The organism is Rhodovarius sp. (assembly GCF_040399605.1).
Classification (GTDB): domain Bacteria; phylum Pseudomonadota; class Alphaproteobacteria; order Acetobacterales; family Acetobacteraceae; genus Rhodovarius; species Rhodovarius crocodyli_A.
The window spans coordinates 12,022-34,023 of record NZ_JBBARU010000033.1; the positions used below are offsets into that span (position 1 = coordinate 12,022).

Annotated in this window: 19 protein-coding genes; 6 read left to right on the forward strand and 13 right to left on the reverse strand. The window is 66.5% G+C overall.

Going from position 1 to position 22,002, the window contains the following annotated elements:
* From devC to ABWP84_RS10265, 3 genes are read right to left on the reverse strand one after another with little or no spacing between them, the layout of a single operon-like run.
* Window positions 1–1,245 (reverse strand): ABC transporter permease DevC, encoded by a 1,245-nt coding sequence (gene devC, locus ABWP84_RS10255; RefSeq protein WP_353211925.1) that lies wholly within the window; start codon window positions 1,243–1,245, stop codon window positions 1–3.
* Window positions 1,242–2,285, reverse strand: a complete 1,044-nt coding sequence (locus tag ABWP84_RS10260) for an efflux RND transporter periplasmic adaptor subunit (protein ID WP_353211926.1) — start codon at window positions 2,283–2,285, stop codon at window positions 1,242–1,244. Before ABWP84_RS10260 ends, devC begins: the two co-directional genes overlap by 4 nt.
* Complete coding sequence (locus ABWP84_RS10265; protein ID WP_353211927.1) at window positions 2,282–2,854, reverse strand: TetR/AcrR family transcriptional regulator; 573 nt, start codon at window positions 2,852–2,854, stop codon at window positions 2,282–2,284. The genes ABWP84_RS10260 and ABWP84_RS10265 overlap by 4 nt, the downstream gene beginning before the upstream one ends.
* Before the next feature lie 115 nt (window positions 2,855–2,969).
* Between ABWP84_RS10265 and allE the strand changes: the two genes are divergently transcribed.
* The 6 genes from allE to grxC all read left to right on the forward strand — a co-directional run bounded on the left by allE (window position 2,970) and on the right by grxC (window position 7,923).
* Window positions 2,970–3,731: a (S)-ureidoglycine aminohydrolase gene (gene allE / locus ABWP84_RS10270; protein ID WP_353211928.1), complete on the forward strand. Its 762-nt coding sequence runs from the start codon at window positions 2,970–2,972 to the stop codon at window positions 3,729–3,731.
* Window positions 3,732–4,151: 420 nt separating this feature from the next.
* Complete coding sequence (locus ABWP84_RS10275) at window positions 4,152–4,643, forward strand: DUF1178 family protein (protein ID WP_353211929.1); 492 nt, start codon at window positions 4,152–4,154, stop codon at window positions 4,641–4,643.
* 90 nt (window positions 4,644–4,733) lie between these two features.
* Entirely contained in the window at window positions 4,734–5,342 is a 609-nt protein-coding gene (locus ABWP84_RS10280; RefSeq protein WP_353211930.1) for a cysteine dioxygenase, read from the forward strand.
* Window positions 5,343–5,346: 4 nt separating this feature from the next.
* The gene (locus ABWP84_RS10285) at window positions 5,347–6,897 is read left to right on the forward strand and encodes a rhodanese-like domain-containing protein (RefSeq protein WP_353211931.1); all 1,551 of its coding nucleotides are present in this window, start codon (window positions 5,347–5,349) and stop codon (window positions 6,895–6,897) included.
* The gene (locus tag ABWP84_RS10290; protein ID WP_353211932.1) at window positions 6,854–7,633 is read left to right on the forward strand and encodes a double zinc ribbon domain-containing protein; all 780 of its coding nucleotides are present in this window, start codon (window positions 6,854–6,856) and stop codon (window positions 7,631–7,633) included. The genes ABWP84_RS10285 and ABWP84_RS10290 overlap by 44 nt, the downstream gene beginning before the upstream one ends.
* 32 nt (window positions 7,634–7,665) lie before the next feature.
* On the forward strand, window positions 7,666–7,923 hold the full coding sequence (gene grxC, locus ABWP84_RS10295) for a glutaredoxin 3 (RefSeq protein ID WP_353211943.1): 258 nt from the start codon (window positions 7,666–7,668) through the stop codon (window positions 7,921–7,923).
* 90 nt (window positions 7,924–8,013) lie between these two features.
* Here the strand turns inward: grxC and ABWP84_RS10300 are convergent, their stop codons facing one another.
* The 10 genes from ABWP84_RS10300 to dnaE all read right to left on the reverse strand — a co-directional run bounded on the left by ABWP84_RS10300 (window position 8,014) and on the right by dnaE (window position 21,863).
* The gene (locus ABWP84_RS10300; protein ID WP_353211933.1) at window positions 8,014–8,976 is read right to left on the reverse strand and encodes a tripartite tricarboxylate transporter substrate-binding protein; all 963 of its coding nucleotides are present in this window, start codon (window positions 8,974–8,976) and stop codon (window positions 8,014–8,016) included.
* 614 nt (window positions 8,977–9,590) lie between these two features.
* Window positions 9,591–10,328, reverse strand: a complete 738-nt coding sequence (locus ABWP84_RS10305; RefSeq protein ID WP_353211934.1) for a metallophosphoesterase — start codon at window positions 10,326–10,328, stop codon at window positions 9,591–9,593.
* Entirely contained in the window at window positions 10,329–11,717 is a 1,389-nt protein-coding gene (locus tag ABWP84_RS10310) for a deoxyribodipyrimidine photo-lyase (protein WP_353211935.1), read from the reverse strand.
* A gap of 49 nt (window positions 11,718–11,766) precedes the next feature.
* Window positions 11,767–12,795 (reverse strand): oligopeptide/dipeptide ABC transporter ATP-binding protein, encoded by a 1,029-nt coding sequence (locus tag ABWP84_RS10315; RefSeq protein ID WP_353211936.1) that lies wholly within the window; start codon window positions 12,793–12,795, stop codon window positions 11,767–11,769.
* Window positions 12,792–13,763, reverse strand: a complete 972-nt coding sequence (locus ABWP84_RS10320; protein ID WP_353211937.1) for an ABC transporter ATP-binding protein — start codon at window positions 13,761–13,763, stop codon at window positions 12,792–12,794. Before ABWP84_RS10320 ends, ABWP84_RS10315 begins: the two co-directional genes overlap by 4 nt.
* Window positions 13,764–13,812: 49 nt before the next feature.
* On the reverse strand, window positions 13,813–14,715 hold the full coding sequence (locus ABWP84_RS10325; protein ID WP_353211938.1) for an ABC transporter permease: 903 nt from the start codon (window positions 14,713–14,715) through the stop codon (window positions 13,813–13,815).
* On the reverse strand, window positions 14,712–15,680 hold the full coding sequence (locus ABWP84_RS10330) for an ABC transporter permease (protein ID WP_353211939.1): 969 nt from the start codon (window positions 15,678–15,680) through the stop codon (window positions 14,712–14,714). Before ABWP84_RS10330 ends, ABWP84_RS10325 begins: the two co-directional genes overlap by 4 nt.
* 26 nt (window positions 15,681–15,706) lie before the next feature.
* Window positions 15,707–17,287, reverse strand: coding sequence for an ABC transporter substrate-binding protein (locus ABWP84_RS10335; protein WP_353211940.1), 1,581 nt, complete (start codon window positions 17,285–17,287; stop codon window positions 15,707–15,709).
* A 60-nt stretch (window positions 17,288–17,347) separates the two neighbouring features.
* Window positions 17,348–18,466, reverse strand: coding sequence for an AI-2E family transporter (locus tag ABWP84_RS10340; protein ID WP_353211941.1), 1,119 nt, complete (start codon window positions 18,464–18,466; stop codon window positions 17,348–17,350).
* A complete protein-coding gene (dnaE, locus tag ABWP84_RS10345; RefSeq protein WP_353211942.1) occupies window positions 18,450–21,863 on the reverse strand; it encodes a DNA polymerase III subunit alpha in 3,414 nt (1,137 codons plus the stop codon). Before dnaE ends, ABWP84_RS10340 begins: the two co-directional genes overlap by 17 nt.
* Window positions 21,864–22,002 lie beyond the last annotated feature (139 nt).

The window sequence follows — 22,002 nt, forward strand, 5'->3', positions numbered from 1 at the left end:
TCAGAACATATCCGCGGGGTTGGCGTCGCGCAGTTTTCGCATGGCGAGCAGGCCGGCGGTGAAGCACATGGCGAAGATCATGAGGAAGACCGAGAGCGCGCGGTCGGGGGGCATGTGCAGCGGCAGGAAGGTGGCTTTGGCCACGAAATCATAGAGGAAGATGGCAAGCCCCAGGCCGGGGATGAAGCCGATGACGGCCAGGATGACAGCCGCCCCCAGCACGACGCGCGAGAGATAGGCGTTGGAATAGCCCATGGCCTTGAGGGTGGCGTATTCGCTGAGATGGCCGGCGATATCGGCGAAGAGAATCTGATAGACAATGACCATGCCGACCACGAGGCCCATGATGGAGCCGAAGAGGAAGATGAAGCCGATGGGGGTGCCGTTTTCCCAATAGGCGCGCTCGCCGCGGACCAGTTCGGCATGGGTGAGGACCACCACATCGGCGGGCAGGAGGGCACGCAGCCGGGCCTGGACGGCGGTGGCATCGGCGCCGGGGGTCAGGCGGAGTGCCACCAGATCGGCCATGCCGGGGGGGCGGGCGAAGACGCGGCGGAAATTGGTCTCGCTCATCACCACATTGCCGTCGGCGCCGAAGCTGGGGCCGATCTCGACCAGGCCGACGAGTTCGAAATCGCGCCGGCCGAGTTGCAGGTGATAGGGGCCATGGTCGCGGAAGAGGCGGCCGACGGGGCCGAATTCGGGGCGGGAGCGGGCATCAAAGGCGAGGGTATCGGGGCGTTGCAGGGCCTCGATCAGTGGCGGCAGGCCGGTGAAGGCGACGGCGCCGGCCGAGGCGTCAAAGCCTATGACCTGGGCGGAGCGGCGGGTGCCGGTGGCGGGGTTTCGCAGGGTTGCCTGCTCGAGATAGATCGGCACGGCATGGGCGACATCGGGGTCGGCCAGGGCCTGCCAGGCGCGGATGCGGGGCAGGCGCTCGGGGCGGAAGCTGGCCTGGGTCATGGGGTGCATCAGGAAGAGATCGGCGCGCATGGCGGCGAGCATATTGGTGGCGCTGTCGAAGAGCGCGCCTTTGAAGCCGAGCTGCATGAAGACGAGGACGCAGGCGAACATGACGCCGGCGATGGCGGTGGCGAGGCGGGCGCGGTCGGCCTTGAGTTGGCGCCAGGCGAGGCGGATGGCCAGGCCCAGCGCGGCGAGGGGCCCGGCTCCGCGGCGGGTGGGGGGGATGGCGAGGCCCTGATCGGCTGCCAGCAGAGCGGGTTTGCGCAGGAGTTGGTTCATCGGGCCGCCGGGGGCCGCAGCGCGACCTGCACCTGCATATTGGCGCGCCGGGCGAGCAGGGCGCGGCCTTCCTCGCCCAGGGTGAGGCGGACCTCGACGCTGCGGGCATCGACGGCGGCCACGGGGTCGGTATTGGCCTGGGCGGCGCGGCGGACGGTGAGGCCGATTTCGCGCAGGGTGGCGGGGAAGCGGCGGGTTTCGCCGGGCACGATCACCTCGGCCGCCATGCCGAGGGTGAGGCGGGGGATGTCGGTTTCATAGACATCGGCGACGACGTCGATGGCGGTGAGATCGGCGATATCGAGCAGGCCATCGCTGCTCACCTGGTCACCCGGGCGGGCGTAGATGCGCAGGATGGTGCCGGCGATGGGGGCCGTGACGCGCGATAGGGCGGCATCGGCCAGGGCTTTGTTGAGGGCAGCCTCGGCGCTGGCGACGCGGGCCTCGGCGAGGGCGACATCCTCGGGGCGGGGGGTGGAGAGGGTGATGAGGTCGGCCTCGGCGAGGCTGCGCTCGGCGCTGGCGCGGGTGGTGGCGAAGCGGTTGCGCTCGGCCACCGCCTCGGCGCCGGCGCCGCTGGGGACCAGGCGGTCGGTGCGGCTGGCGTCGCGGCGGGAGATTTCCTCCTGGGCGGTGAGGCTGGCGATGCGGGCGCGCTGGGCGTCGATTTCCGAGCGGCGGCCGCCGGCGCGCACCCGGGCCAGGACGGCGTTTTGTTCGGCGAGATTGGCGCGGGCGCGCAGCACCTCGGCGTCTTTGAGGGGGGTATCGGCGAATTCGGCGAGCAATTGGCCCTCGCGCACGTCATCACCCTCATTGACATGCAGGCGGGCGAGGCGGGTGACGGCCATGCCGCCGGGTTGGTTCAGCTTGCGGATGCGGCTGCGCGGCTCGACCCTGGCCAGGGCGCCCACGCCCATCGGCGCGATGGCATTGGCCGGGGCCAGGGTGGGGGGCGGCGGTGGGGGGCGGCGGGTGAGGACGAAGCCGGCGGCGGCGGCGAGGCCGAGCAATGCCAGCACCAGAACGAGGCGTTTCATGGCGCGGTCTCCAGCAGGGTTTCGAGGCTGGCGCGCAATTCGGCCAGCCGGGCAGCATCGAGGGTATAGAGGCGGAAGAGATGGGCCATGAACAGGCCATCACAGGCGGCCATGATGGCCAGGCCGTGGCCGGGGGGCAGGCCATCCGCCAGCAGATCGGCGCGGATATCGGCGAGAATTTTCCGCACCGGGTCGAGCAGCGCGCTGTCATGATGGAAGGCGGCGAGAAAGATGGCGGCGGCGCGGTCGGTGCGTTCATCGGTGGCGCAGCCGCTGTCGAATTGCCAGGCCAGCAGGGCGCGGGCGGACTGGCCAGGCCCCGGGGGGATGGTTTGGCGCACCATGTTAAATTGCTGGCGGATATGGTCGCGCAGGCGGAGCATCAGCGCCTGGAGCAGCGCCTCCTTGCTGGCGAAATGGTAGAGTAGGCCGCCCTTGGAGACGCCGGCCTCGCGCGCGGCGGCATCGAGGGTGAGGGCGGGCACGCCGCGGGACTGGACGATATGCTCGGCGGCGTCGAGCACGCGGCTGCGGGTATCCTGGGCAGCCGAGGGGTGGTGATCGAGCATCGCCGCTGTATAAACCGTCCGGCCGGTACAGCAACCGTCTGGACGGTGAAGTTTTTTGTTATCGTAACGAAAGCACTCTCTTTCCAGCCGCCGCGCGGCGCGGCATAGAAGGGCCATGAGCAGCCCTATCCCTCCCGGAATCATTGGCCATAATCGCGCATGGCTGACGCCGCATTATGCGGTCTTCCCGCCCGCGGGCATTATGGACAGCCTCCTGCCGGGGCTGCAGGGGTGCATTTTGCGCTTCATGACCAGCCCGGCCATGGGGGCGCGGTTCAGCCAGGCCATGCTGCTGGTGGCGCCAGGGGGCGGCACCACGGCGCCTATCGACAATAATTTGCAGCATTTTCTGTATGTGCTGAGCGGCACGCTGGAACTGGGCACGGGCAAGAAAAAGCAGGTGCTGGTGCCCGGCGGCTTTGCCTATCTGCCGGCCGGCAGCAAGCTGGCGTTTCGCAATGCCGGCGATGTTGAGGCGCAGGCGCTGTGGGTGAAACGGCCTTATACGGCGGTGGAGGGTATCGCCCCCCCCAAGGCGAAGTTCGGCCATCGTGATGACGCGCCGCGCGAGGATGTGCTGGGGCGCTGGCGCTACTGGCTGCTGGGCACCGGCGATATGTCGATGGATTTTGAGATGAATATCATGGGCTTCGGCCCGGGTACGCATTTCCATTGCGTGGAAACCCATATCATGGAGCATGGGCTTTACATGCTGCAGGGCCAGGGGCTGCAGCTTCTGGGGCGCGAATGGCATGAAATCTGGACGGGGGATTTCGTCTGGATGGGCAGTTATGTGCCGCAGCAATTCTATGGCACGGGTTGGGCGGGGGCGGAGTATTTGCTCTATAAGGATGTGAACCGGGATGTGGCGTTTTAGGCTATTGCGAAGCGGCAAGGCTTGAAAATGCTGTGGGGAAACGCTGGTGGCGGAGAAAAAGAGCGAAAGGGCTTTGCCCTCTCGCGCTCTCCCACCAGGAAAATGATTTTCCTGGACCTTTGATATTTTTTTGAGACTGTTCCGTTCGCACTGGCTTACTGCATAAATCTTAATGTTTTTTAGAATATTTTATTTTAGAAATAATTCCAATGGAATTAATTGTGGTCTAAAACCAATAATGTAACGAAGGTGCAGGAAACTAAGTTTCCTGCTGGGGTGCTCGAGGGGCAAAGCCCATCGATCTTATTTTCCCCCTGCTCCCGCGCCGTTCTGGCGAATTGCGTTCGGCCGGGCCTCGTCATTGGGGGCTGCCTTGCTATATGTCTTGCATATGACAAACGCCTTCAGGACTGCCGGGGTATGATCCATTATCGCCTCCGCTGCGAAGCGGGCCATGAATTTGAGAGCTGGTTTTCCAGCAGTGCGGGTTTTGACCGCCAGGCCGAGGCTGGCATGGTGGAATGCCCGGCCTGTGGTGATACCCGGGTGAGTCGCGCTTTGATGACGCCTTCGGTGGCGAAGGTGCCGGGGGTGAAGGGGCGGGCGGAGGCTGTGCCGGCCGTGGCCCCGCCGGTGCCTGAGGCTTCGGTGCCGATGCAGGCGGGTTCAAAGATGGCGGCCGGGCCTATCCCGGCGCAGCTGGTGGCCATGCTGCAAAAGGTGCGTGCCGAGGTCGAGAAGAATTGCGATTATGTCGGCGAGGATTTCGCCGAGGAGGCGCGCCGCATCCATCATGGCGAGTCGGAGATGCGCGGCATTTATGGCGAGGCGACGGAGGCGGAGACCGAGGCGCTGCGCGATGAGGGCATTGAGGTGGGGCGTATTCCCTGGCTGCCCCGCGCGGATGGCTGAATAGGGCTGCGATGGGCGGGCGGGTGATGGTGGTTCCCATCCCGCCCCGGCTGGGCCTAAGCTCGGGCAATAACAGCCAGGAGAGCGCCCGTGAATATCCATGATACCAAAGCCGCCCGCACCGCCCATGTTGCCACCGCGATCGAGCAGATCCGCGCCATTGAGGCTGAGGGTGTCACGCCTGACAATCTCGCCCGGATTCGCGATGTGCTGATGGGCCTGGCGGCGCAGGAGCATCTCTTCCCCTCGGCCGAGTTTCCGCCGCCGGCCAATGGCGAGAAGGGCCTCAACCGCTACCCGTTGCAGCAGGATGCGGATGGGCGTTTTGCGCTGTATCTCAATGCGCTCAACCCGGGCAATGAAACCAAGCCGCATGACCACACGACCTGGGCTGTCGTGGTTGCGGTGGATGGGCAGGAGTTGAACCGGGTGTATCGCCGCCTGGATGATGGCTCTGACCCCGAGCATTGCGAGGTGGTGGAGGATCATCAGGTGATGATCGAGCCGGGGCGCGGCATTTGCCTGATGCCCGATGCCATTCACTCCATCCACACCACCGGCCCCGTGCCCACCCGGCATTTGCACATGTATGGCCTCGCGCTCGACATGCTGGATGAGCGGAAGGCCTATGGGTTGGATGGGGTGATCATTCCCTGCAACAAGAACTTCATGAAGCCCTCGGCGACGGCGAAGGCCTGAGGCGATGATCTCCCCCGCCACGCTGAAATCCTGGATCGCCGATGGCCGCGAATTGGCCATTCTCGATGCCCGCGAGGAGGGGGAGTTCGGCGCCTCCCATATGTTTTGGGCGGTGCCCTGCCCGCTCTCGCAGGCGCCGCTGCGGGCACCGCTGCTGCTGCCCAACCGGGCGACGCGGGTGGTGTGCGTGGATGGCGGCGGCGAGCATGCGGCGCGGCTGGCGGCGCTGCTGCGGGGGATGGGCTGCGCGGATGTGCATGTGCTGGAGGGCGGCACGCCGGCCTGGGGGGCGGCGGGGTATGTTGTCTTCTCCGGGGTGAATGTGCCCTCCAAGGCGTTTGGCGAATGGGCGGAGCATCATTACCACACCGAGAGCCTGGACCCGCCGGAGTTGCAGGCGCTGATGGATAGCGGCACCGATATGGTGGTGTTGGATAGCCGGCCGGCGGATGAGTTTCACCGGATGACCATCCCTGGGGCGATCAATGTGCCGGGGGGGGAGTTGGTGTATCGCATTGGCGATATCGCGCCGGACCCGGCGACGACCATCGTGATCAATTGCGCCGGGCGGACGCGCAGCATCATGGGGGCGGAGAGCCTGCGGCGGGCGGGGGTGCCCAATCGGATTGTGGCGCTGCGCAATGGGACGATGGGCTGGGAATTGGCGGGGTTTTCTTGTGAGCGGGGGCAGAGCCGCAGCTATGCGCCGGGCACGCCGGCCAGTGCTGATCTGGCGGCGGAGCGCGCGGCGGGGTTTGCGGCCTCGGCGGGGGTGAAGCTGCTGCCGGCGGCGGGGCTGGCGGCGATGCAGGCCGATACCAGCCGGACCACGTATTTTCTCGATGTTCGGGCGCCGGAGGAATATGCTGCGGGGCATTTGCCGGGGTTTCGGCATGCGCCGGGCGGGCAATTGATTCAGGCGACGGATCAATGGGTGGCGGTGCGCCATGCCAGAATTGTTCTGACCGATATGGGCAATACGGCGCGGGCGAGGATGTCGGCGGCTTGGCTGCGGCTGCTGGGCGGCTGGGAGGTGCATGTGCTGGAGGCGGCACCGGAAGGCGTCGGCTTGGAGAGCGGCGTGCCGGCGGGGGCGGTGGTGATGGAGCAGCCCATGATCACGGTGGCCGAGTTGGCGGCGGCTGAGGGCGCGGTGGTGGTGGATTTGGCGCGGAGTGTGGATTTCCGCGCCGGGCATATTGCCGGGGCGATTTGGGGCGTGCGGACGCGTCTGCCGCCGCTGCCCGAGGCGGCGCTGGTGGTGGTGACGGCGCCGAACCCGGCGCTGGCGCATCTGGCGGTGCCGGAATTGCGCGGGCTGACCCCGGCACCGGTGCGGGTGCTGGAGGGTGGCACCGCGGCCTGGCGGGCGGCGGGGCTGGCGATGGTGGCGGATCGGACCATTCCGGCCGATGGCGAATGCATTGATTTTTATCTGCGGCCTTATGACCGGAATTCCGGGGTGGAGGCGGCGATGCATGCCTATTTGTCGTGGGAGATTGACCTGGTGCATGAGGTCGCCCGCGATGGCGATGCGCATTTCGGGCAGGTTTGATGGGTTGCGGCGGCTGGGGGGTGTCCTGCTGGATGCCGCCCTGCCGCCGCATTGCCTGACCTGCGAGGCGAGGGTCTCGGCGCAGGGGACGCAGTGTCTGGCGTGTTTTGGCCGGCTGCAATTTATTGCTGAGCCGGTGTGTGAGGGGTGCGGGACCGCCCTGCCCTATGCGGGTGCGCGGCGTTGCGAGGCTTGTGTGGCGCGGCCGCATCGCTTTGCCGCGGCACGGGCGGCGCTGGTCTATGATGATGGCGCGAAGGCGCTGCTGCTGCCGTTCAAATATGCTGATCGGACGGAGTTGGCCGGGCCTCTGGCCTTGCATATGGCGCGGGCGGGGGCGGGCCTGCTGGCGCGGACGGATATTTTGGTGCCGGTGCCGTTGCATTGGCGCAGGCTGCTGGGGCGGCGGTATAATCAGGCGGGTTTGCTGGCGCGGTTGTTGGCGGCGCGGGTGGGAAAGCCTTGGGCGGCGGATGCGCTGCGTCGGCATCGGCGCACGGCGTCGTTGGGGGAATTGGGGGCGGAGGCGCGGCGTGCGGCGGTGGCGGGGGCCTTTGCGGTGGCGGAGAGCCGGGCGGGGCTGCTGGCGGGGCGGCGGGTGTTGTTGATCGATGATGTGCTGACCTCGGGGGCGACAGCGGATGCTTGTGCCGAGGCGCTGCTGGCGGCGGGGGTGGCCTCGGTGGAGGTGCTGGTGGCGGCGCGGGTGGCGGCACCGGGGCGTGGCCGGGCTTGACGGCGGGGATGGGCGCGGCCAATTCGGCGCTTATGGCCAATGTCGAAATCTATACCCAGAATTTTTGCCCCTATTGCGAGCGCGCCATGGCGCTGCTGGCGAAGAAGGGGGTGGCGGTGAAGGAACATCACGCGCCCAATGGCAGTGCTGCGCGGCAAGAGGCGCATGCGCGCTCGGGCGGGCGGACCTCGGTGCCGCAGATTTTCATTGGCGGGCAGCATATTGGCGGCTGCGATGACATGATGGCGCTGGAGCGGGCGGGGAAGCTGGACGCGCTTTTGGCGGGGTGAGGGCGTTGGACCGCGCTGGTGGCCCTGGCCTGGGTGCCGCAACTGTCAAAGCCATACACCCAGGCCCCTGAGTGATGGTTGGGGGCGCTGTTACTGCGCCCGCAATCCAGCGCGTTGCAGCACGGCGGCCATGCGCGGGATTTCCGTCTGGATGAGTGCGGCCAATTGGGCCGGGGTATTGCCGACGACCTGGACGCCTAGGTCGGTCAGTCTGGCCGCGATATCGGGCTGGCCCATTGCCGCCACGCAATCGCGCTGGATGCGCGCGACCAGTTCGGGCGGGGTGCCGGCGCGGGCGAAGAGGCCGAGCCAGGCCACGGCGTCAAAACCGGGGAAACCCTGCTCGGCGATGGTGGGGATGTCGGGCAGGGCTGGTACCCGCTCGGGGCTGCTGACGCCGAGTGCGCGGAAGCTGCCATCGCGCAGCCGGGGCAGCGCGGTGACCACGCTCGCGAATGTCATGGTGGCGCGGCCGGCGATGACGTCCTGCAATTGCGCACCGCCATCATTATAGGCCACGGCGTTCAGCTCGATGCCGGCGAGCATGTTCAGCAATTCGCCGCCGATATGCTGGGAGGTGCCGGCGCCGATATGGGCGAAGCTGAGGGCGCCGGGGGCTGCCTTGGCCGCCGCCACCACCTGGGCGAGGGTGGTATAGGGCGGGGCATTGCTCACCACCAGCACATTGGGGGTGCGGCCGAGTTGGGAGATCGGGGCGAGATCGGCCACCGGGTCATAGGGCGGGCGGGGGTTCATGGAGACGCGCACGACGATGGAGGCATCGCCGGTGAGGGTCAGCGTCAGGCCATCGGGTTGGCTTTTGGCGACGCGGTCCACGCCGATGGTGCCGGCGGCACCCACGATATTGTTCACCACCACCGGCTGGCCCCAGGCGCGGGTGAGGTGCGGCGCCATGAGGCGGGCCAGCACATCCTGGCTGGAGCCGGGGCCGAAGGGGACGATGATGGTGACCGGGCGCTCCGGCCAGGCGGCGAAAGCGGGGGTGGCGATGAGGGCGGGCGCGGCCAGCAGGGCGCGGCGGGATGGGGACATGTGGGGTTTCCTTGGTGTAGTTTCCTGAGAATGGACTTGCGGGGATATGGGCTGCAAGCCTCTCGCAAGGCCTGTCGGCCACTGAAGGGCTGGGGCTATTGGGCAAGGAAGGTCTTGAGGATTAGAAATTTATAGGTCGGATAATATTTTCTCGTGAATTCGTTTTCATGCTTCGGAAATTAGAACAGATTAGTCTTTTCTGCTCAAACAGATATAAATTTGGGGATGTATTTGAATTAATTATTCATATTTTTATTTGCATTTTGAATACAGAATATGAAAATATAGAAATTCAAATACAATGAGTATGGTTTAATATAGTATAATATTGATTGATACGTGCAGAAATTATTACTGAAATTGCTGGTGGTGAAGGAAAAAAAGCGAAAGGGCTTTGCCCTCTCGCGCTCTCCCACCAGGAAAATGATTTTCCTGGACCTTTGATATTTTATATAATATGATAAATTGTCATTTTATAGAATATTTTTATTCTAAGAAATTATAATATTAACCTAATATAAACGAAGGTGCAGGAAACTAAGTTTCCTGCTGGGGTGCTCGAGGGGCAAAGCCCCTCGATCTTCTCACCCGCGCCTTTCGATGCCGTCATGGCCTCAGAGGCCCAGGTCAATCCAGGAAAGATGCCCGCCCTTGCCGGCGCCGGTATCCATGAACAGCGCTTCGCCGCCGGCGCGGCCGCGCATCAGCAGGGGGCGGCCATTGGTGCTGCGGGTGTCGTGGCCGCAATAGGTGATGATGCCTTGCGGGATGGTTTCGACCCAATGGAGCAGGCGTTCGGGGTAGCCATCGCCTTGCAGGCCGGCGGCGACCTGGCCGTAGAGGGCGCGGGTGACCGGGGGTTCGGCCTTGCGGGTGCCGGCATCGGGCGGGGGCGCTGTGTGCAGCATGGCGGGGTGGAAGGCGGCATGGACGAAGATGGCCGGGCCGCGGCGCAGCCAGGCGGGGGCGCGGGCGACTTCGTCGATCATGCGGTTGCGGAGCGCCTCGCCATCGGGGGCGGCGGATAATTGTTCGAGCGTGCGGTCGAGGCCTTCGGTGGGGCCGCGGAAGCGGGTGCCGGTCAGGGCGCGGCGCAGCTTGTGTTCGTGATTGCCGAGCAGGAAGAGGCCGGCGCCGGCATCGATCAGGCCGAAGATGTGGCGCAGCACGGCGGGGGAATCGGGGCCGCCATCGGTGAGGTCGCCGAGTTGGAGGAGGAAGAGTTTTTGCGCCTCGGCGCCGGCGGCGGCGGCTTCGAAGCCGCGGGCATCGCCATGCACATCGCCGACCACGCGCAGGCCTGCGAAGCCGCGGGCGTGCAGGGCCAGGGGGTCGAGATGGCGGGCGAGCATTCAGGCCGCCTGTTTGAGCGCGGCATAGGCGGCGAGGGCGCGGGCGCGGCCTTCGGCATGGGGGATGATGGGTGGGGGGTAGCCCTGCGGCGGGCGGGGGGCGGCCCAGGGTTGGTGGAGGAATTTGGCGGGCAGGGCCGCCACTTCGGGCACCCAGGCGCGGGTATAGGCGCCATCGGCGTCGAATTTCTCGCCCTGCAGCACGGGATTGAAGATGCGGAAATAGGGTGCGGCATCGGCGCCGCAGCCCGCCACCCATTGCCAGGAGGCGCTATTGGCCGCGAGGTCGCCATCGACCAGCGTGTCCCAGAACCAGGCCTCGCCATCCTGCCAGGGTTGCAGCAGGTGTTTGACCAGGAAACTCGCGGTGATCATCCGCACGCGGTTGTGCATCCAGCCGGTGGCCCAGAGTTGGCGCATGCCGGCATCGATGATGGGGTAGCCGGTCTCGCCGCGCTGCCAGGCGCGCAGGAAGCGGGGGTTAGGCTGCCAGGGGAAGTTTTCGAAGGTTTTCTGCAAGGGGGCTTCGGGCATTTCCGGGCGGTGCCAGAGCAGATGATGGGCGAATTCGCGCCAGAGGATTTCCTTGAGGAAGGTGTGCGGGCCGGCGGCGCCGCCAGCGCGGGCGGCGTGCCAGACCTGGCGGGGGGAGATTTCGCCAAAGCGCAGATGGGGGCTGAGGCCGGAGGTGCCGTGGGTAAGGCCGGGGAGGTTGCGTTGGGTGTCGTAGCCGGCGAGTTCGGCGGTGCCGAAGCGGGCGAGGCGGGTGGCGGCGCCGGCCTCGCCGGGAGTCCAATGCTTGGGGAAGGCGTCTGCCCAGTGGCGGGTGGGGAGCAGGGCGAGGGCGGGCAGGTCCAGGCCGGGTTGGGCGGGGGCGGCGGTGAGGGCTGGTATGGGCAGGGGCGGGGCGGGCTCGCCAAGCGCGAAAATGGCGCGGGAGAAGGGGGTATAGACGGCATAGGGGTTGCCCTGGCCGGTGCGGATGCGGTGCGGTTCGTGCAACAGGGCGCCGCTATGCAGGGTGAGGCTGCGGCCGGTGGTGGCGAGGGCGGCGGCGAGGCTTGCGTCGCGCGCGCGCGCCCAGGGCTCGTAAAGCCTTGCGGCATGGATGGTGCGGGCGCCGGTGCGGGCGGCGAGGTCGGCCAGCAGGGTGACGGCATTGCCTTGCAGCAGCAGCAATTCCAGGCCGCGGGCGCGCAGCGAGGCCTGCAAGGCGGCAAGCGCGTGGTGCAGCCACCAGCGCTGGGCGCCGCCATGGGCATGGGGGCCGGCGGCGGCGTCATCCAGGATATAGACCGGCAGGACCGGGCCGGTGGTGGTGGCGGCGTGCAGGGCGGGGTTATCGGCCAGGCGGAGATCCTGCCGGAACCACAGGATGGTGGGGGTCATCACTTGTGTCTAACCCATGATGGGCTGGGATGACATCACCGGGGGGCGGTCAGGAGAGGATCGCCCTGCCCTCCTCCACCGCGTGGCAGGCGACTTCTGCACCCAGGCTGGGGCGCAATTCCGGCCGCTCCTGCCGGCAGCGCGCATTGGCCAGCGGGCAGCGGGGGTGGAAGGCGCAGCCACTGGGCGGCGTGATGGGGGATGGCACCTCGCCACCCACCGGGATGCGGCTGCGCCCGGTCATGTCGAGATCGGGGATCGCCTCCATCAGCGCCCTTGTGTAGGGGTGCTGGGGGGTGGTGAAGAGGGTTTCGGAGGCGGCCGATTCGACGATGCGGCCGAGATACATCACGCCGATGCGGTCACTCACCTGGCGGACCACGGCCAGATTGTGGCTGATGAAGAGGAAGGTGAGGCCGAGGCGGGCCTGGAGATCCTTCATCAGGTTGAGGATTTGCGCCTGCACCGAGACATCGAGCGCCGAGGTGGGCTCATCGCAGACCAGGAATTCCGGGTTGGAGGAGAGGGCGCGGGCGATGGAGATGCGCTGGCGCTGGCCGCCGGAGAATTCATGCGGGAATTTTTGCGCGTCGAGCGGCGAGAGGCCGACCTGGGTGAGCAATTCGCCCACCCGCTTTTGCTGCGCGTCGCGGCCTTCGACCAGTTTGAAGGCGCGCAGTGGTTCGGCGATGATATCGGCCACCCGCCAGCGCGGGTTCAGCGACGCGTAGGGGTCCTGGAAGATCATCTGCATGCGGCTGCGCTGCGCGGGGTCTGAGCGCGCGGTGGCGAGGGATTGGCCGTCGAAGCGAATCTCGCCGCGGGTTGGGCCATAGAGGCCGACCACCAGCCGGGCGACGGTGGATTTGCCGCAGCCGGATTCGCCCACCAGCGAGAGGGTGGTGCCTTTGGGGATGGCGAAGGAAATGCCATCCACCGCGCGCAGCGTGCGGCGGCCTTCGCGGCTGAGCAGGCGTTGCAGGGGGGGGCGGGAGACGTCGAAGAAACGGGCGAGGTCGCGGGTTTCGAGCATCGCCGCTGGCGGCGTGGGGGATACTGCGGTGGGGGTGTCGCTCATGCGGGGGCTCCGGGGGCGTAGAGCCAGCAGGCGGCGTCGGTCGGGCCGGCGGGGATGAGGTCTGGGCGCTCCACCATGCAGCGGCTGAAGACGCGGGGGCAGCGCGGATTATAGGCGCAGCCCTGGGGGATGGCGGAGAGGCGGGGCATGGAGCCTTCGATGGCGGCGAGTTTATCGACGCGGCGATCCATCGGCGGGATGGAGGCCATGAGGCCGGCGCTATAGGGGTGGCGGGCCTGCTTTACCACCTCGCGCACCGGGCCGATTTCGGCGATGCGGCCGGCATACATCACCGCCACACGGTCCGCCGTTTCGGCGATGACGCCCATATCATGGGTGACGAGCATCATGGCGGTGCCCTGGTCGCGGGCGAGGCCTTTGAGGAGTGCGATCACCTGGGCCTGGATGGAGACGTCCAGCGCGGTGGTGGGTTCGTCGGCGACGATGAGTTTGGGCTCGGCGCAAAGGGCGAGGGCGATGACCACGCGCTGGCGCATGCCGCCGGAGAATTCATGTGGGTAGCTGTCGATGCGCTGGGCGGCGGCGGGGATGCCGACGCGCTCCAGCCATTCGATGGCCCGCGCCCGGGCCTGGGCGGGGTTGAGGGGGAGATGGGTGGTGATGGTTTCGACCAATTGCCGCCCCACGGTGTAGAGCGGGTTCAGGGTGGTCAGCGGGTCCTGGAAGATGGCGCCGATCTGCTTACCGCGGATGCGGCGTATATCATCGTAGCGCAAATTGTCGATGCGCCTGCCTTCGAGAAGGATCTGGCCGCCGGCGATGCGGCCGGGGGGTTCGAGCAGGCCGATGATGGCCGCACCGGTCATGGATTTGCCGGCACCCGATTCGCCGACGACGCCCAGCACCTCGCCGGGGGCGATGGAGAAGGAGACGTCGTCTAGCGCCACCAGGGTGCCGCGGCGGGTGGGGAATTCGACGCGGAGGTTGCGGAGTTCGAGGAGGCTCATTGGTCGCCACCCTGCGGGCGCGGGGCCAGGAATTGTTTGACCATGGGCATCACCGCAGCTTCGGGTTCAGGGCGTCGCGCAGCCAATCGCCCAGCAGGTTGACGGAGAGCACCATGATGATGAGCGCGACGCCGGGGAAGATGGTGATCCACCATTCGCCGCTGAACAGAAAATCATTGCCGATGCGAATGAGGGTGCCGAGCGAGGGCTGGGTGGGGGGGACGCCGACGCCGAGGAAGGAGAGGGTGGCCTCGGCGAGGATGGCGAGTGCGAGGTTGAGGGTGCCGATGACCAGCACCGGGCCCAGCACATTGGGCAGCACGTGTTGCACCATGATCTTGAAGCGGCCGAGGCCGATGACGCGCGCGGCCAGGACATATTCCTTGTTGCGCTCCACCAGGGTGGAGCCGCGCACGGTGCGGGCGAATTTTGGCCATTCGGAGACGCCGATGGCCAGGATGACGACGAAGAGGGCGATCTGGTCATGCACCTCACGCGGGACGGCGGCGCGGACGATGCCGTCGATCAGCAGGGCGACGAGGATGGAGGGGAAGGTGAGTTGGATATCGGCGATGCGCATGAGCACAGCATCGACCGTGCCGCCGAGATAGCCGGCCAGGAGGCCGACCGAGACGCCGAGGCATGTGGCGAAGATGGTGGCCGAAAAGCCGACCAGCAGCGAGACGCGGGCGCCATACATGATGGCCGAGAGCATGTCACGGCCCTGGTCATCGGTGCCGAGCGGGTAGAGCGGGTCGCCCTCCATGGTCCAGGATGGCGGTTTGAAGGCGTCCATCAATTGCAGTGAGGCGAGGTCGAAGGGGTTGTGCGGCGCGAGCCAGGGGGCGGCCACGGCACCGGCGATGCAGATGAAGGCGACGATTGCCGAGCCCATCGTCAGCCAGGAGCGGGTGAAGGAGAACCAGATATCGCTGTCGAAAAAAGCCCTCATCGGCGTGTCCTCAGCCGCGGATCGACGGCGTAATAAAGCAGGTCCACGATCAGGTTGATGACCACGAAGACCAGCGCGATGAGCATAAGATAGGCCGCCATCACCGGGATATCGGCCGCGCCGACGGATTGGATGAAGAGCAGGCCCATGCCTGGCCATTGGAACACCGTCTCGGTGACGATGGCGAAGGCGATGATGGCGCCCAATTGCAGGCCAGCGATGGTGATGACCGGCACCAGGGTGTTTTTCAGCGCGTGGCCGAAATTGATCGCGCGGTTGGACAGGCCGCGGGCGCGGGCGAATTTGATGTAGTCGGTGCGCATGACTTCCAGCATCTCGGCGCGCACCAGGCGCATGATGAGGGTGAGTTGGAAGAGGCCCAGCGTGACGGCGGGCAGGATGAGAGCCTTCACGCCCGACCAGGTGGTGAAGCCGGTGGCCCAGAAGCCGAGCGGGCGGACATCGCCACGGCCGAAACTGGGCAGCCAGCCGAGCCAGACGGCGAAGGTGAGGATGAGCAGGATGCCGATGAGAAAGGTGGGCAGCGAGACGCCGATGAGGCTGAAGGTGAGGAAAAACCGGCTCAGCCAGGAATTGCGGTACAGGCCCGTATAGACGCCCATGGGCACCCCCACCGCCATGGCGATGAAGGCGGCGCAAAGGGCGAGTTCGAGGGTGGCGGGGGCGCGCTCGCCGATCAATTCCGCCACCGGGCGGCTGAGGCGGTAGGAGAGGCCGAATTCACCCTGCACCGCATTGCCCAGGAAGGTGAGGAACTGGACGAAGAAGGGCTTGTCGAGGCCGAGGGATGCCACGAGTTCGGTGCGCTGGGCCTCGGTGAAATCCTGGCCGAGCATGATGCTCACCGGGTCACCCACATAGGCGAACATGGCGAAGCTGATGAAGCTGACGACGAGCATCACCGGCAGGGCCTGGAGGATGCGCGAGATGATGAATGCGAACATTTATCGCCCTCCTTGTGCGGGGGGGGTCATTGCACCACCGCCCAGCGGAAATAGGGCTGGTTATTGGCCATATGCGGGATTTGAATATTGCTGCGCATGGCCCAGGGGATCATTTGGTGGTGCAGCGGGATTTGGGGCACATCCTCGCGGTAGAGGCGCAGCGCCTCGCTGATGGCGGCCTGGCGGGCGGGACCGCTTTGGGTTTTCATCCGCTCGATCAGCGCATCCATCGCCGGGCTGGAATAGCGCCCGTAATTCCAGGTGCCGCCATCGCCATTATTGCTCACATCGCGGGTGGAGAGCAGGGATTGGAAGGAATAGAGCGCATCGAGCGTGGGCACGCCCCAGCCGAGCAGATAGGCCGAAGTATCGGCGCGCTGGATTTGCGCGAAGAAGGGGGCGAGGGGCTGGGATTTCAGCGCGGTGCGCACGCCCACCCGCGCCCACATCGCCGCCACTGCCTGGCAGATTTGTTCGTCATTGATGTAGCGGTTGTTCGGGCAATCGAGGGTGAGGGCAAAGCCCTGCGGGTAGCCGGCCTCGGCGAGGAGGGCGCGGGCGCGGGCGGGGTCATAGGGCAGGCGCTGGTCCTGGGCGGGGTCATAGCCCTGCACCTGCTCGGGGAAGAGGGCGCCGGTGGGGACGGATTGGCCGCGCATGGTCACGCGCTGGATCGCGGCGATGTCGATGGCGTGGTAGAGCGCCTGGCGGACGCGCAGGTCACGGAAGGGGTTGCGGCCGCGCACATCGGAATAGAGCAATTCATCGCGCGCGACATCCATGGCGATGAAGATGGTGCGGACCTCCGGGCCTTCCAGCACGCGCAGGCCGGGGGCGGTGCGCAGGCGCTGCAAATCCTGCAAGGGCGGGTCGAGCACGAAGTCGATTTCGTTGGACATGAGGGCGGCGACGCGGGTGGCATCCGAGGCGATGGGGCGGAAGATGATCTCGGTGATATTGCCATTATTGGGGTTGGCCCAGCCCCACCAATCGGTGTTGCGGGTCAGCACGGTGCGCACATCGGGTTCGCGGCTGGTGAGGCGGAAGGCGCCGGTGCCGTTCACGTTGCGGACGGTGTGGGTTTCCTCGCGGTTGCGGGTGTTTTGCGGGCGGGCGGCGTTGTTCCGCTCGGACCAGGCGCGGCTCATCATGAAGATCGAGGCGATCTTATTGGGCAGGATGGGGTCGATGATGCGGGTGATGATGTCCACCGTCAGCGCATCGACGGGTTCGACGCGGGTGATGGTGTCAACAAAGGTGCCGAAATTGCTGGAGGGTGCCTGGGCGCGGGCGATGGAGAAGACCACGTCATCGGCGGTGAAAGCCTCGCCCTCATGGAAGCGCACGCCGGGGCGCAGCGTGAAGCGCCAGCGCATGGGCTCCAGCTGTTCCCAGGCGGTGGCCAGGGCTGGTTCGAGGCCGAGGCTGCGGGAGCGGGCGATCAGCGGGTCATAGATCTGCTGCAGCACCATGGTGACGGTGCCGACATTCTGGCTATGCGGGTCCATCGTATTGGGGTCGCCACTGGCGGCCCAGCGGATGCTGCGCGCCTCTGCGCCCGACAAAAAAAGCGCCACGGCGAGTGCCGCGAGCCAGAAACTGCGCATTGCTGTGTCTCCCGTATTACAACCCGTATAGGTCGGGCGGGGCTGGCGGGAAAGGGCGGGTTAGTCTGGCCCGTTGGGTTTGAGCCCCTGATCTGCCCAATCCTTGATCACCGAATAGCCCACCGCCAAAAGAACCGGGCCGAGGAAGAGCCCCAGCAGGCCAAAGGCGAGCACGCCACCCAGCGCGCCGAGCAGGCTGAGCAGCAGCGGCAGATCGGCACCGCGGGCGATGAACCAGGGGCGCACCACATTATCGGCCGAGGAAATACCCAAGCCGCCATAGAGCAGCATGAAGACGCCCCAGCCCAGGCTGCCCTGGCTGAACAGCCATAATGCGGCTGGAATCCAGACCAGCGGCGCGCCCACCGGCAGGATGGAAATGCAGCCGGTGATGACCCCCAGCAGCACCGGTTGCGGCACGCCGGCCAGCCAGAGGCCGAAAAACGCCATGCCGCCCTGGACGACAGCCGTGCCCACCAGGCCCAGAACGACGCCGCGGGTGACATTGGCGGTGAGCATGATGAGGTGCTCGGCCTGGCCACCGGCCAGGCGCTTGGTCATGGCCTGGATGCGCAGGGCGATGGCCTCGCCATCACGGTAGAAGAAGAAGGCGAGAAAGATGGCCACCAGCATTTCCACCACGCCGCCCAGCAGCGAGAGCAGCATGGCGAGCGCGGCCTGGGCGAGGGTGCCGGCATAGGGGCGGATGAGGGCGAGGATGGCCGTGGTGTCGGAGGCGATGCCGCGCCACCAATCGGCGGCCATCTCGCCGACCATCGGCAGGCGCAGCAGCATGGGCGAGATGTCGGGCGCGCCGCTATTGAGCAGCGCCTCGATTGTTTCGGCCAGCTTGTCGATCTCGGCGCGGGAATTGCTGGCGGCATAGATCAGCGGCAGCACCAGCACCAGGAAGCTGACCAGCACCATCACCAGGGCGGCCGTGGTGCGGCCCATGCGCAGACGCTCCATCAGGGTGAGGTAAATGGGCCAGGTGCAGAAGACCAGGATGGCGGCCCAGAGCAGGGCCGAGATGAAGGGCCGGACGACCAGGAGGCAGCCAATGCCCAGGGCGATGGCGGCGGCGAGGGCAATGCTGCGCGAGGGCATGGCGGTTTCCTGCTTCAGGCCAAGGTAGAAACGGAAGGGGCGGGGGGCTGGGGCATCATACCTCCTCCACATGCAGCACGCCTGGCAATACCTTCATGGCCTGCATCATGCGCGGTGAGACATTATAGCCACCGGGCAGCGCCAGGGCGATATCCTGGCCATTGCCCAGCCGGGGAACGAGCGAGACCTTGCCGCGGCCGCTGCCCTCGCGCGCCAGCAGCACGCGGATATGGCCGATGGCCTCGGCGCGGTCGATTTCGAGGCGGATGGCGCGTTGGACGCCCGCCGCCGCACGGTCGAGCGGTTCGACATCAAGCGCGGTGAGGCGCAGCGCGTCGTTTTCGATTTTGGCTTCGGCGGTGATGATGATGGCCTGGCCATCTTCGAGCATGTCGCGCGAGCGGTTGAGCACCTCGGAGAAGCAGGTGACCTCGAAGCTGCCCGATTGGTCGCTCATCGAGACCCAGGCCATGCGGCTGCCGGTTTTGGTGTTGCGCTCCTTGCGGGCGGTGACGGTGCCGGCGAGTTTGACCCGGCGCTGCCCGGCGCGGGCCTGCTCGCTGATCATGGAACTGGGGATGACGCCCAGTGCGCGCAGCGCCTTTTTGTATTCATCCAGAGGATGGGCGGTGAGGTGGAAGCCCACCGCCTCGGCCTCGAAGGCCAGACGGTCGAGCACCGGCCATTCCTGCACCTCGGGCAGGCGCAGCATGGGCGGGCCCTGCTCCACCGTGCCAAAGAGCGAGACCTGGGCGGAGGCGCGCTCCTCCGCCATGGCCTGGGCGCGGCGCAGCAGGGTTTCGGCGCCGCCGACGAGGGCGGCGCGGCTGGCGCCGAGGGAATCGAAGGCGCCGGCCTTGGCTAGGTTTTCCAACTGCATCTTGTTGAGCAGGCGCGGATCCACCCGCTCGGCGAAATCGGCCACGCTATCGAAGGGTTTTTGCCGGGCGGCGACGAGGTCCTTCATGGCTTGGAGGCCCACGCGTTTGATGGCGGCGAGGGCGAAGCGGATGGCGCCGCCATCCACGGTGAACTCGGCGGCCGATGCGTTGATGTCGGGCGGCAGCACCTTGATGCCGAGGCGCGAGGCTTCCTGCATATGCGAGGCGAGTTTGTCGGTATTGCCCAGGTCGAGCGTCATGGAGGCGGCGAGGAAGGCGACGGGGTGGTTCGCCTTGAGCCAGGCGGTGTGATAGCTGACCAGGGCATAGGCGGCGGCGTGGGATTTGTTGAAGCCGTATTCGGCGAAGCGCTGCATCAGGTCGAAGACCTCGCCGGCCGTGGTGGCGGGCACGCCATTCTTGGTGGCCCCCTCGACGAAGGTGGCGCGCTGGCGCTCCATTTCCTTCATGTCCTTCTTGCCCATGGCGCGGCGCAGCAGGTCGGCGCCGCCCAGGGAGAAGCCGGCCATGACCTGGGCGATCTGCATCACCTGTTCCTGATAGACCATGATGCCATAGGTCTCGGCCAGGATGGCGTGGATGGAGGGGTGGGGGCTGGCCCAGGCCTCGCCATGCTTGCGGGCGCAATAGGCCGGGATATTGGCCATGGGGCCGGGGCGGTAGAGCGAGACGGCGGCGATGAGGTCTTCGAGCCTGTCGGGGCGCATGGCGCGCAGGCAGTCGCGCATGCCCTGGCCTTCGAACTGGAACACCCCGGCGGCGTCGCCACGGGCCAGCATGGCGTAGGTTTTGGGGTCGTCGAGGGGGATTTCGGCGAGGTCGACCACCACCCCCTGCCCGGCCAGCAATTCGAGGGCGCGTTGCAGGACGGTCAGCGTCTTGAGGCCGAGGAAGTCGAATTTTACCAGGCTCGCCTGCTCGACATATTTCATCGAATATTGGGTGATCAGGTCTGGGCTGCGCGGGTCGCGGTAGAGGGGCACAATCTCGTTGAGCGGCTTGCGGCCGATGACGACGCCAGCGGCATGGGTGGAGGCGTTGCGGTAGAGGCCTTCCACCTGCTGGGCGATGTCGAGGAGGCGGGCGGTGCTTTCGTCATTGGCGGCCAATTCGCGCAGGCGGGGTTCGCCGGCTATGGCGTCCTTGAGGCCCACCGGCTTGGCGAGATTGAAGGGGATGAGGCCGGCAATCTTGTCCACCTGGCCATAGGGCATGCCCAGCACGCGGCCGACATCGCGCACGGCGGCCTTGGCTTGCAGCTTGCCGAAGGTGATGATCTGGCCCACCCGGTCGGCGCCATATTCGCGGCGGACGTAGTCGATCACCTCGCCGCGGCGGTCCTGGCAGAAATCAATGTCGAAATCGGGCATCGACACGCGCTCGGGGTTGAGGAAGCGCTCGAAAAGCAGGCCCCAGCGCAGCGGGTCGAGATCGGTGATGGCGAGTGCCCAGGCGGCGACGGAACCAGCGCCCGAGCCACGGCCGGGGCCGACGGGGATGCCCTGCTCCTTCGCCCATTGGATGAAATCGGCAACGATGAGGAAGTAGCCGGAGAAGCCCATGCTCTCGATCACGCCGAGTTCGTATTCGAGGCGGGATTGGTAGGTTTCGCGTTTGGCGAAAATCTCGCGCTGGAGGCGTTGTTCGAGGCCGCGGCGGGCCATATCGGCGACGGTTTCGGCCTCGGTCATGCCCGGTTGCACTTTGGGGCAGATGGGGAGGGCGGGTTTTTTGGTCTCCGTCATCACCGCGCAGAGCTTGGCGATGGCCAGCGTATTGTCGCAGGCCTCGGGCAGGTCATGGAACAGCGCGCGCATTTCGGCGGCGGTCTTGAAATAATGGTTGGCGGTGACGCGGCGGCGCTCGGTCTCGGCCATGGTGCGGCCCTCGGCGATGCAGAGCAGCGCGTCATGCGCCTCATGCATTTTGGCGAGGGCGAAATAGACGTCGTTGGTGGCGATGATGGGCAGGGCGGCGGCTTCGGCCAGGGCGAGTTGACCGGGTTCGGTGGCGGCATCGCGCTCAGTGCCGTGGCGGTGGAGTTCCACGGCGAGGCGGCCGGGGAAGAGGGCGGCGAGGGCGGCGAGGAGTTTTTCCGCCTGCGGGCGGCGGCCCTCGGCCAGGAGGCGGGCGATGGGGCCATGGGTGCCGCCGGTGAGCAGGTAAAGGCCCTCGGCGTGATGGGCGAGGGTTTCGAGGGAGATGGCGGGGCGGCCGGAGGGATCCTCGCCCAGATAGCCGGCGCTGCTGAGGCGTTGGAGGTTTTCGAGGCCGGCTGGGTTCATCGCCAGGGCGACCAGCACATCGGGCTGCAGGCGGGCCGCCTCGGGCCTGGGGTCGGTGACTGAGCGGGCAAGCCAGAGCTGGCAGCCCATGATGGGCTGGATGCCGCGGGCGGAGCAGGCCTGAGCGAATTCCAGCGCGCCGAAGAGATTGGCGGTATCGGTTATGGCCACCGCGGGCATGGCGGCATCAAGGGCGAGTTGTGCCAGCTTCTCGGCCTTGATCGCGCCCTCGCTGAGGGAATAGCTGGAATGGGCGTGCAGGTGGATGAAGGACTCGGCCATGAAGCCTTGTGTAGCATCAGCGGGGCTGGGGGTTCATCCCTATTGGCTTTATGGCGGGGGTGAAGAGCGAAAGGGCTTTGCCCGGGCTTTGCCCTCTCGCGCTCTCCCACCAGGGTCGACATGTATGTCGACGGTTTTC

What these genes read in the sequence shown, in the direction of transcription:
- devC (WP_353211925.1), bottom strand. Translation starts at nt 1,245, where the DNA reads ATGAACCAACTCCTGCGCAAACCCGCTCTGCTGGCAGCCGATCAGGGC.
- ABWP84_RS10260 (WP_353211926.1), bottom strand. Translation starts at nt 2,285, where the DNA reads ATGAAACGCCTCGTTCTGGTGCTGGCATTGCTCGGCCTCGCCGCCGCC.
- ABWP84_RS10265 (WP_353211927.1), bottom strand. Translation starts at nt 2,854, where the DNA reads ATGCTCGATCACCACCCCTCGGCTGCCCAGGATACCCGCAGCCGCGTG.
- allE (WP_353211928.1), top strand. Translation starts at nt 2,970, where the DNA reads ATGAGCAGCCCTATCCCTCCCGGAATCATTGGCCATAATCGCGCATGG.
- ABWP84_RS10275 (WP_353211929.1), top strand. Translation starts at nt 4,152, where the DNA reads ATGATCCATTATCGCCTCCGCTGCGAAGCGGGCCATGAATTTGAGAGC.
- ABWP84_RS10285 (WP_353211931.1), top strand. Translation starts at nt 5,347, where the DNA reads ATGATCTCCCCCGCCACGCTGAAATCCTGGATCGCCGATGGCCGCGAA.
- ABWP84_RS10290 (WP_353211932.1), top strand. Translation starts at nt 6,854, where the DNA reads ATGAGGTCGCCCGCGATGGCGATGCGCATTTCGGGCAGGTTTGATGGG.
- grxC (WP_353211943.1), top strand. Translation starts at nt 7,666, where the DNA reads ATGGCCAATGTCGAAATCTATACCCAGAATTTTTGCCCCTATTGCGAG.
- ABWP84_RS10300 (WP_353211933.1), bottom strand. Translation starts at nt 8,976, where the DNA reads ATGTCCCCATCCCGCCGCGCCCTGCTGGCCGCGCCCGCCCTCATCGCC.
- ABWP84_RS10305 (WP_353211934.1), bottom strand. Translation starts at nt 10,328, where the DNA reads ATGCTCGCCCGCCATCTCGACCCCCTGGCCCTGCACGCCCGCGGCTTC.
- ABWP84_RS10310 (WP_353211935.1), bottom strand. Translation starts at nt 11,717, where the DNA reads ATGACCCCCACCATCCTGTGGTTCCGGCAGGATCTCCGCCTGGCCGAT.
- ABWP84_RS10315 (WP_353211936.1), bottom strand. Translation starts at nt 12,795, where the DNA reads ATGAGCGACACCCCCACCGCAGTATCCCCCACGCCGCCAGCGGCGATG.
- ABWP84_RS10320 (WP_353211937.1), bottom strand. Translation starts at nt 13,763, where the DNA reads ATGAGCCTCCTCGAACTCCGCAACCTCCGCGTCGAATTCCCCACCCGC.
- ABWP84_RS10325 (WP_353211938.1), bottom strand. Translation starts at nt 14,715, where the DNA reads ATGAGGGCTTTTTTCGACAGCGATATCTGGTTCTCCTTCACCCGCTCC.
- ABWP84_RS10330 (WP_353211939.1), bottom strand. Translation starts at nt 15,680, where the DNA reads ATGTTCGCATTCATCATCTCGCGCATCCTCCAGGCCCTGCCGGTGATG.
- ABWP84_RS10335 (WP_353211940.1), bottom strand. Translation starts at nt 17,287, where the DNA reads ATGCGCAGTTTCTGGCTCGCGGCACTCGCCGTGGCGCTTTTTTTGTCG.
- ABWP84_RS10340 (WP_353211941.1), bottom strand. Translation starts at nt 18,466, where the DNA reads ATGTGGAGGAGGTATGATGCCCCAGCCCCCCGCCCCTTCCGTTTCTAC.
- dnaE (WP_353211942.1), bottom strand. Translation starts at nt 21,863, where the DNA reads ATGGCCGAGTCCTTCATCCACCTGCACGCCCATTCCAGCTATTCCCTC.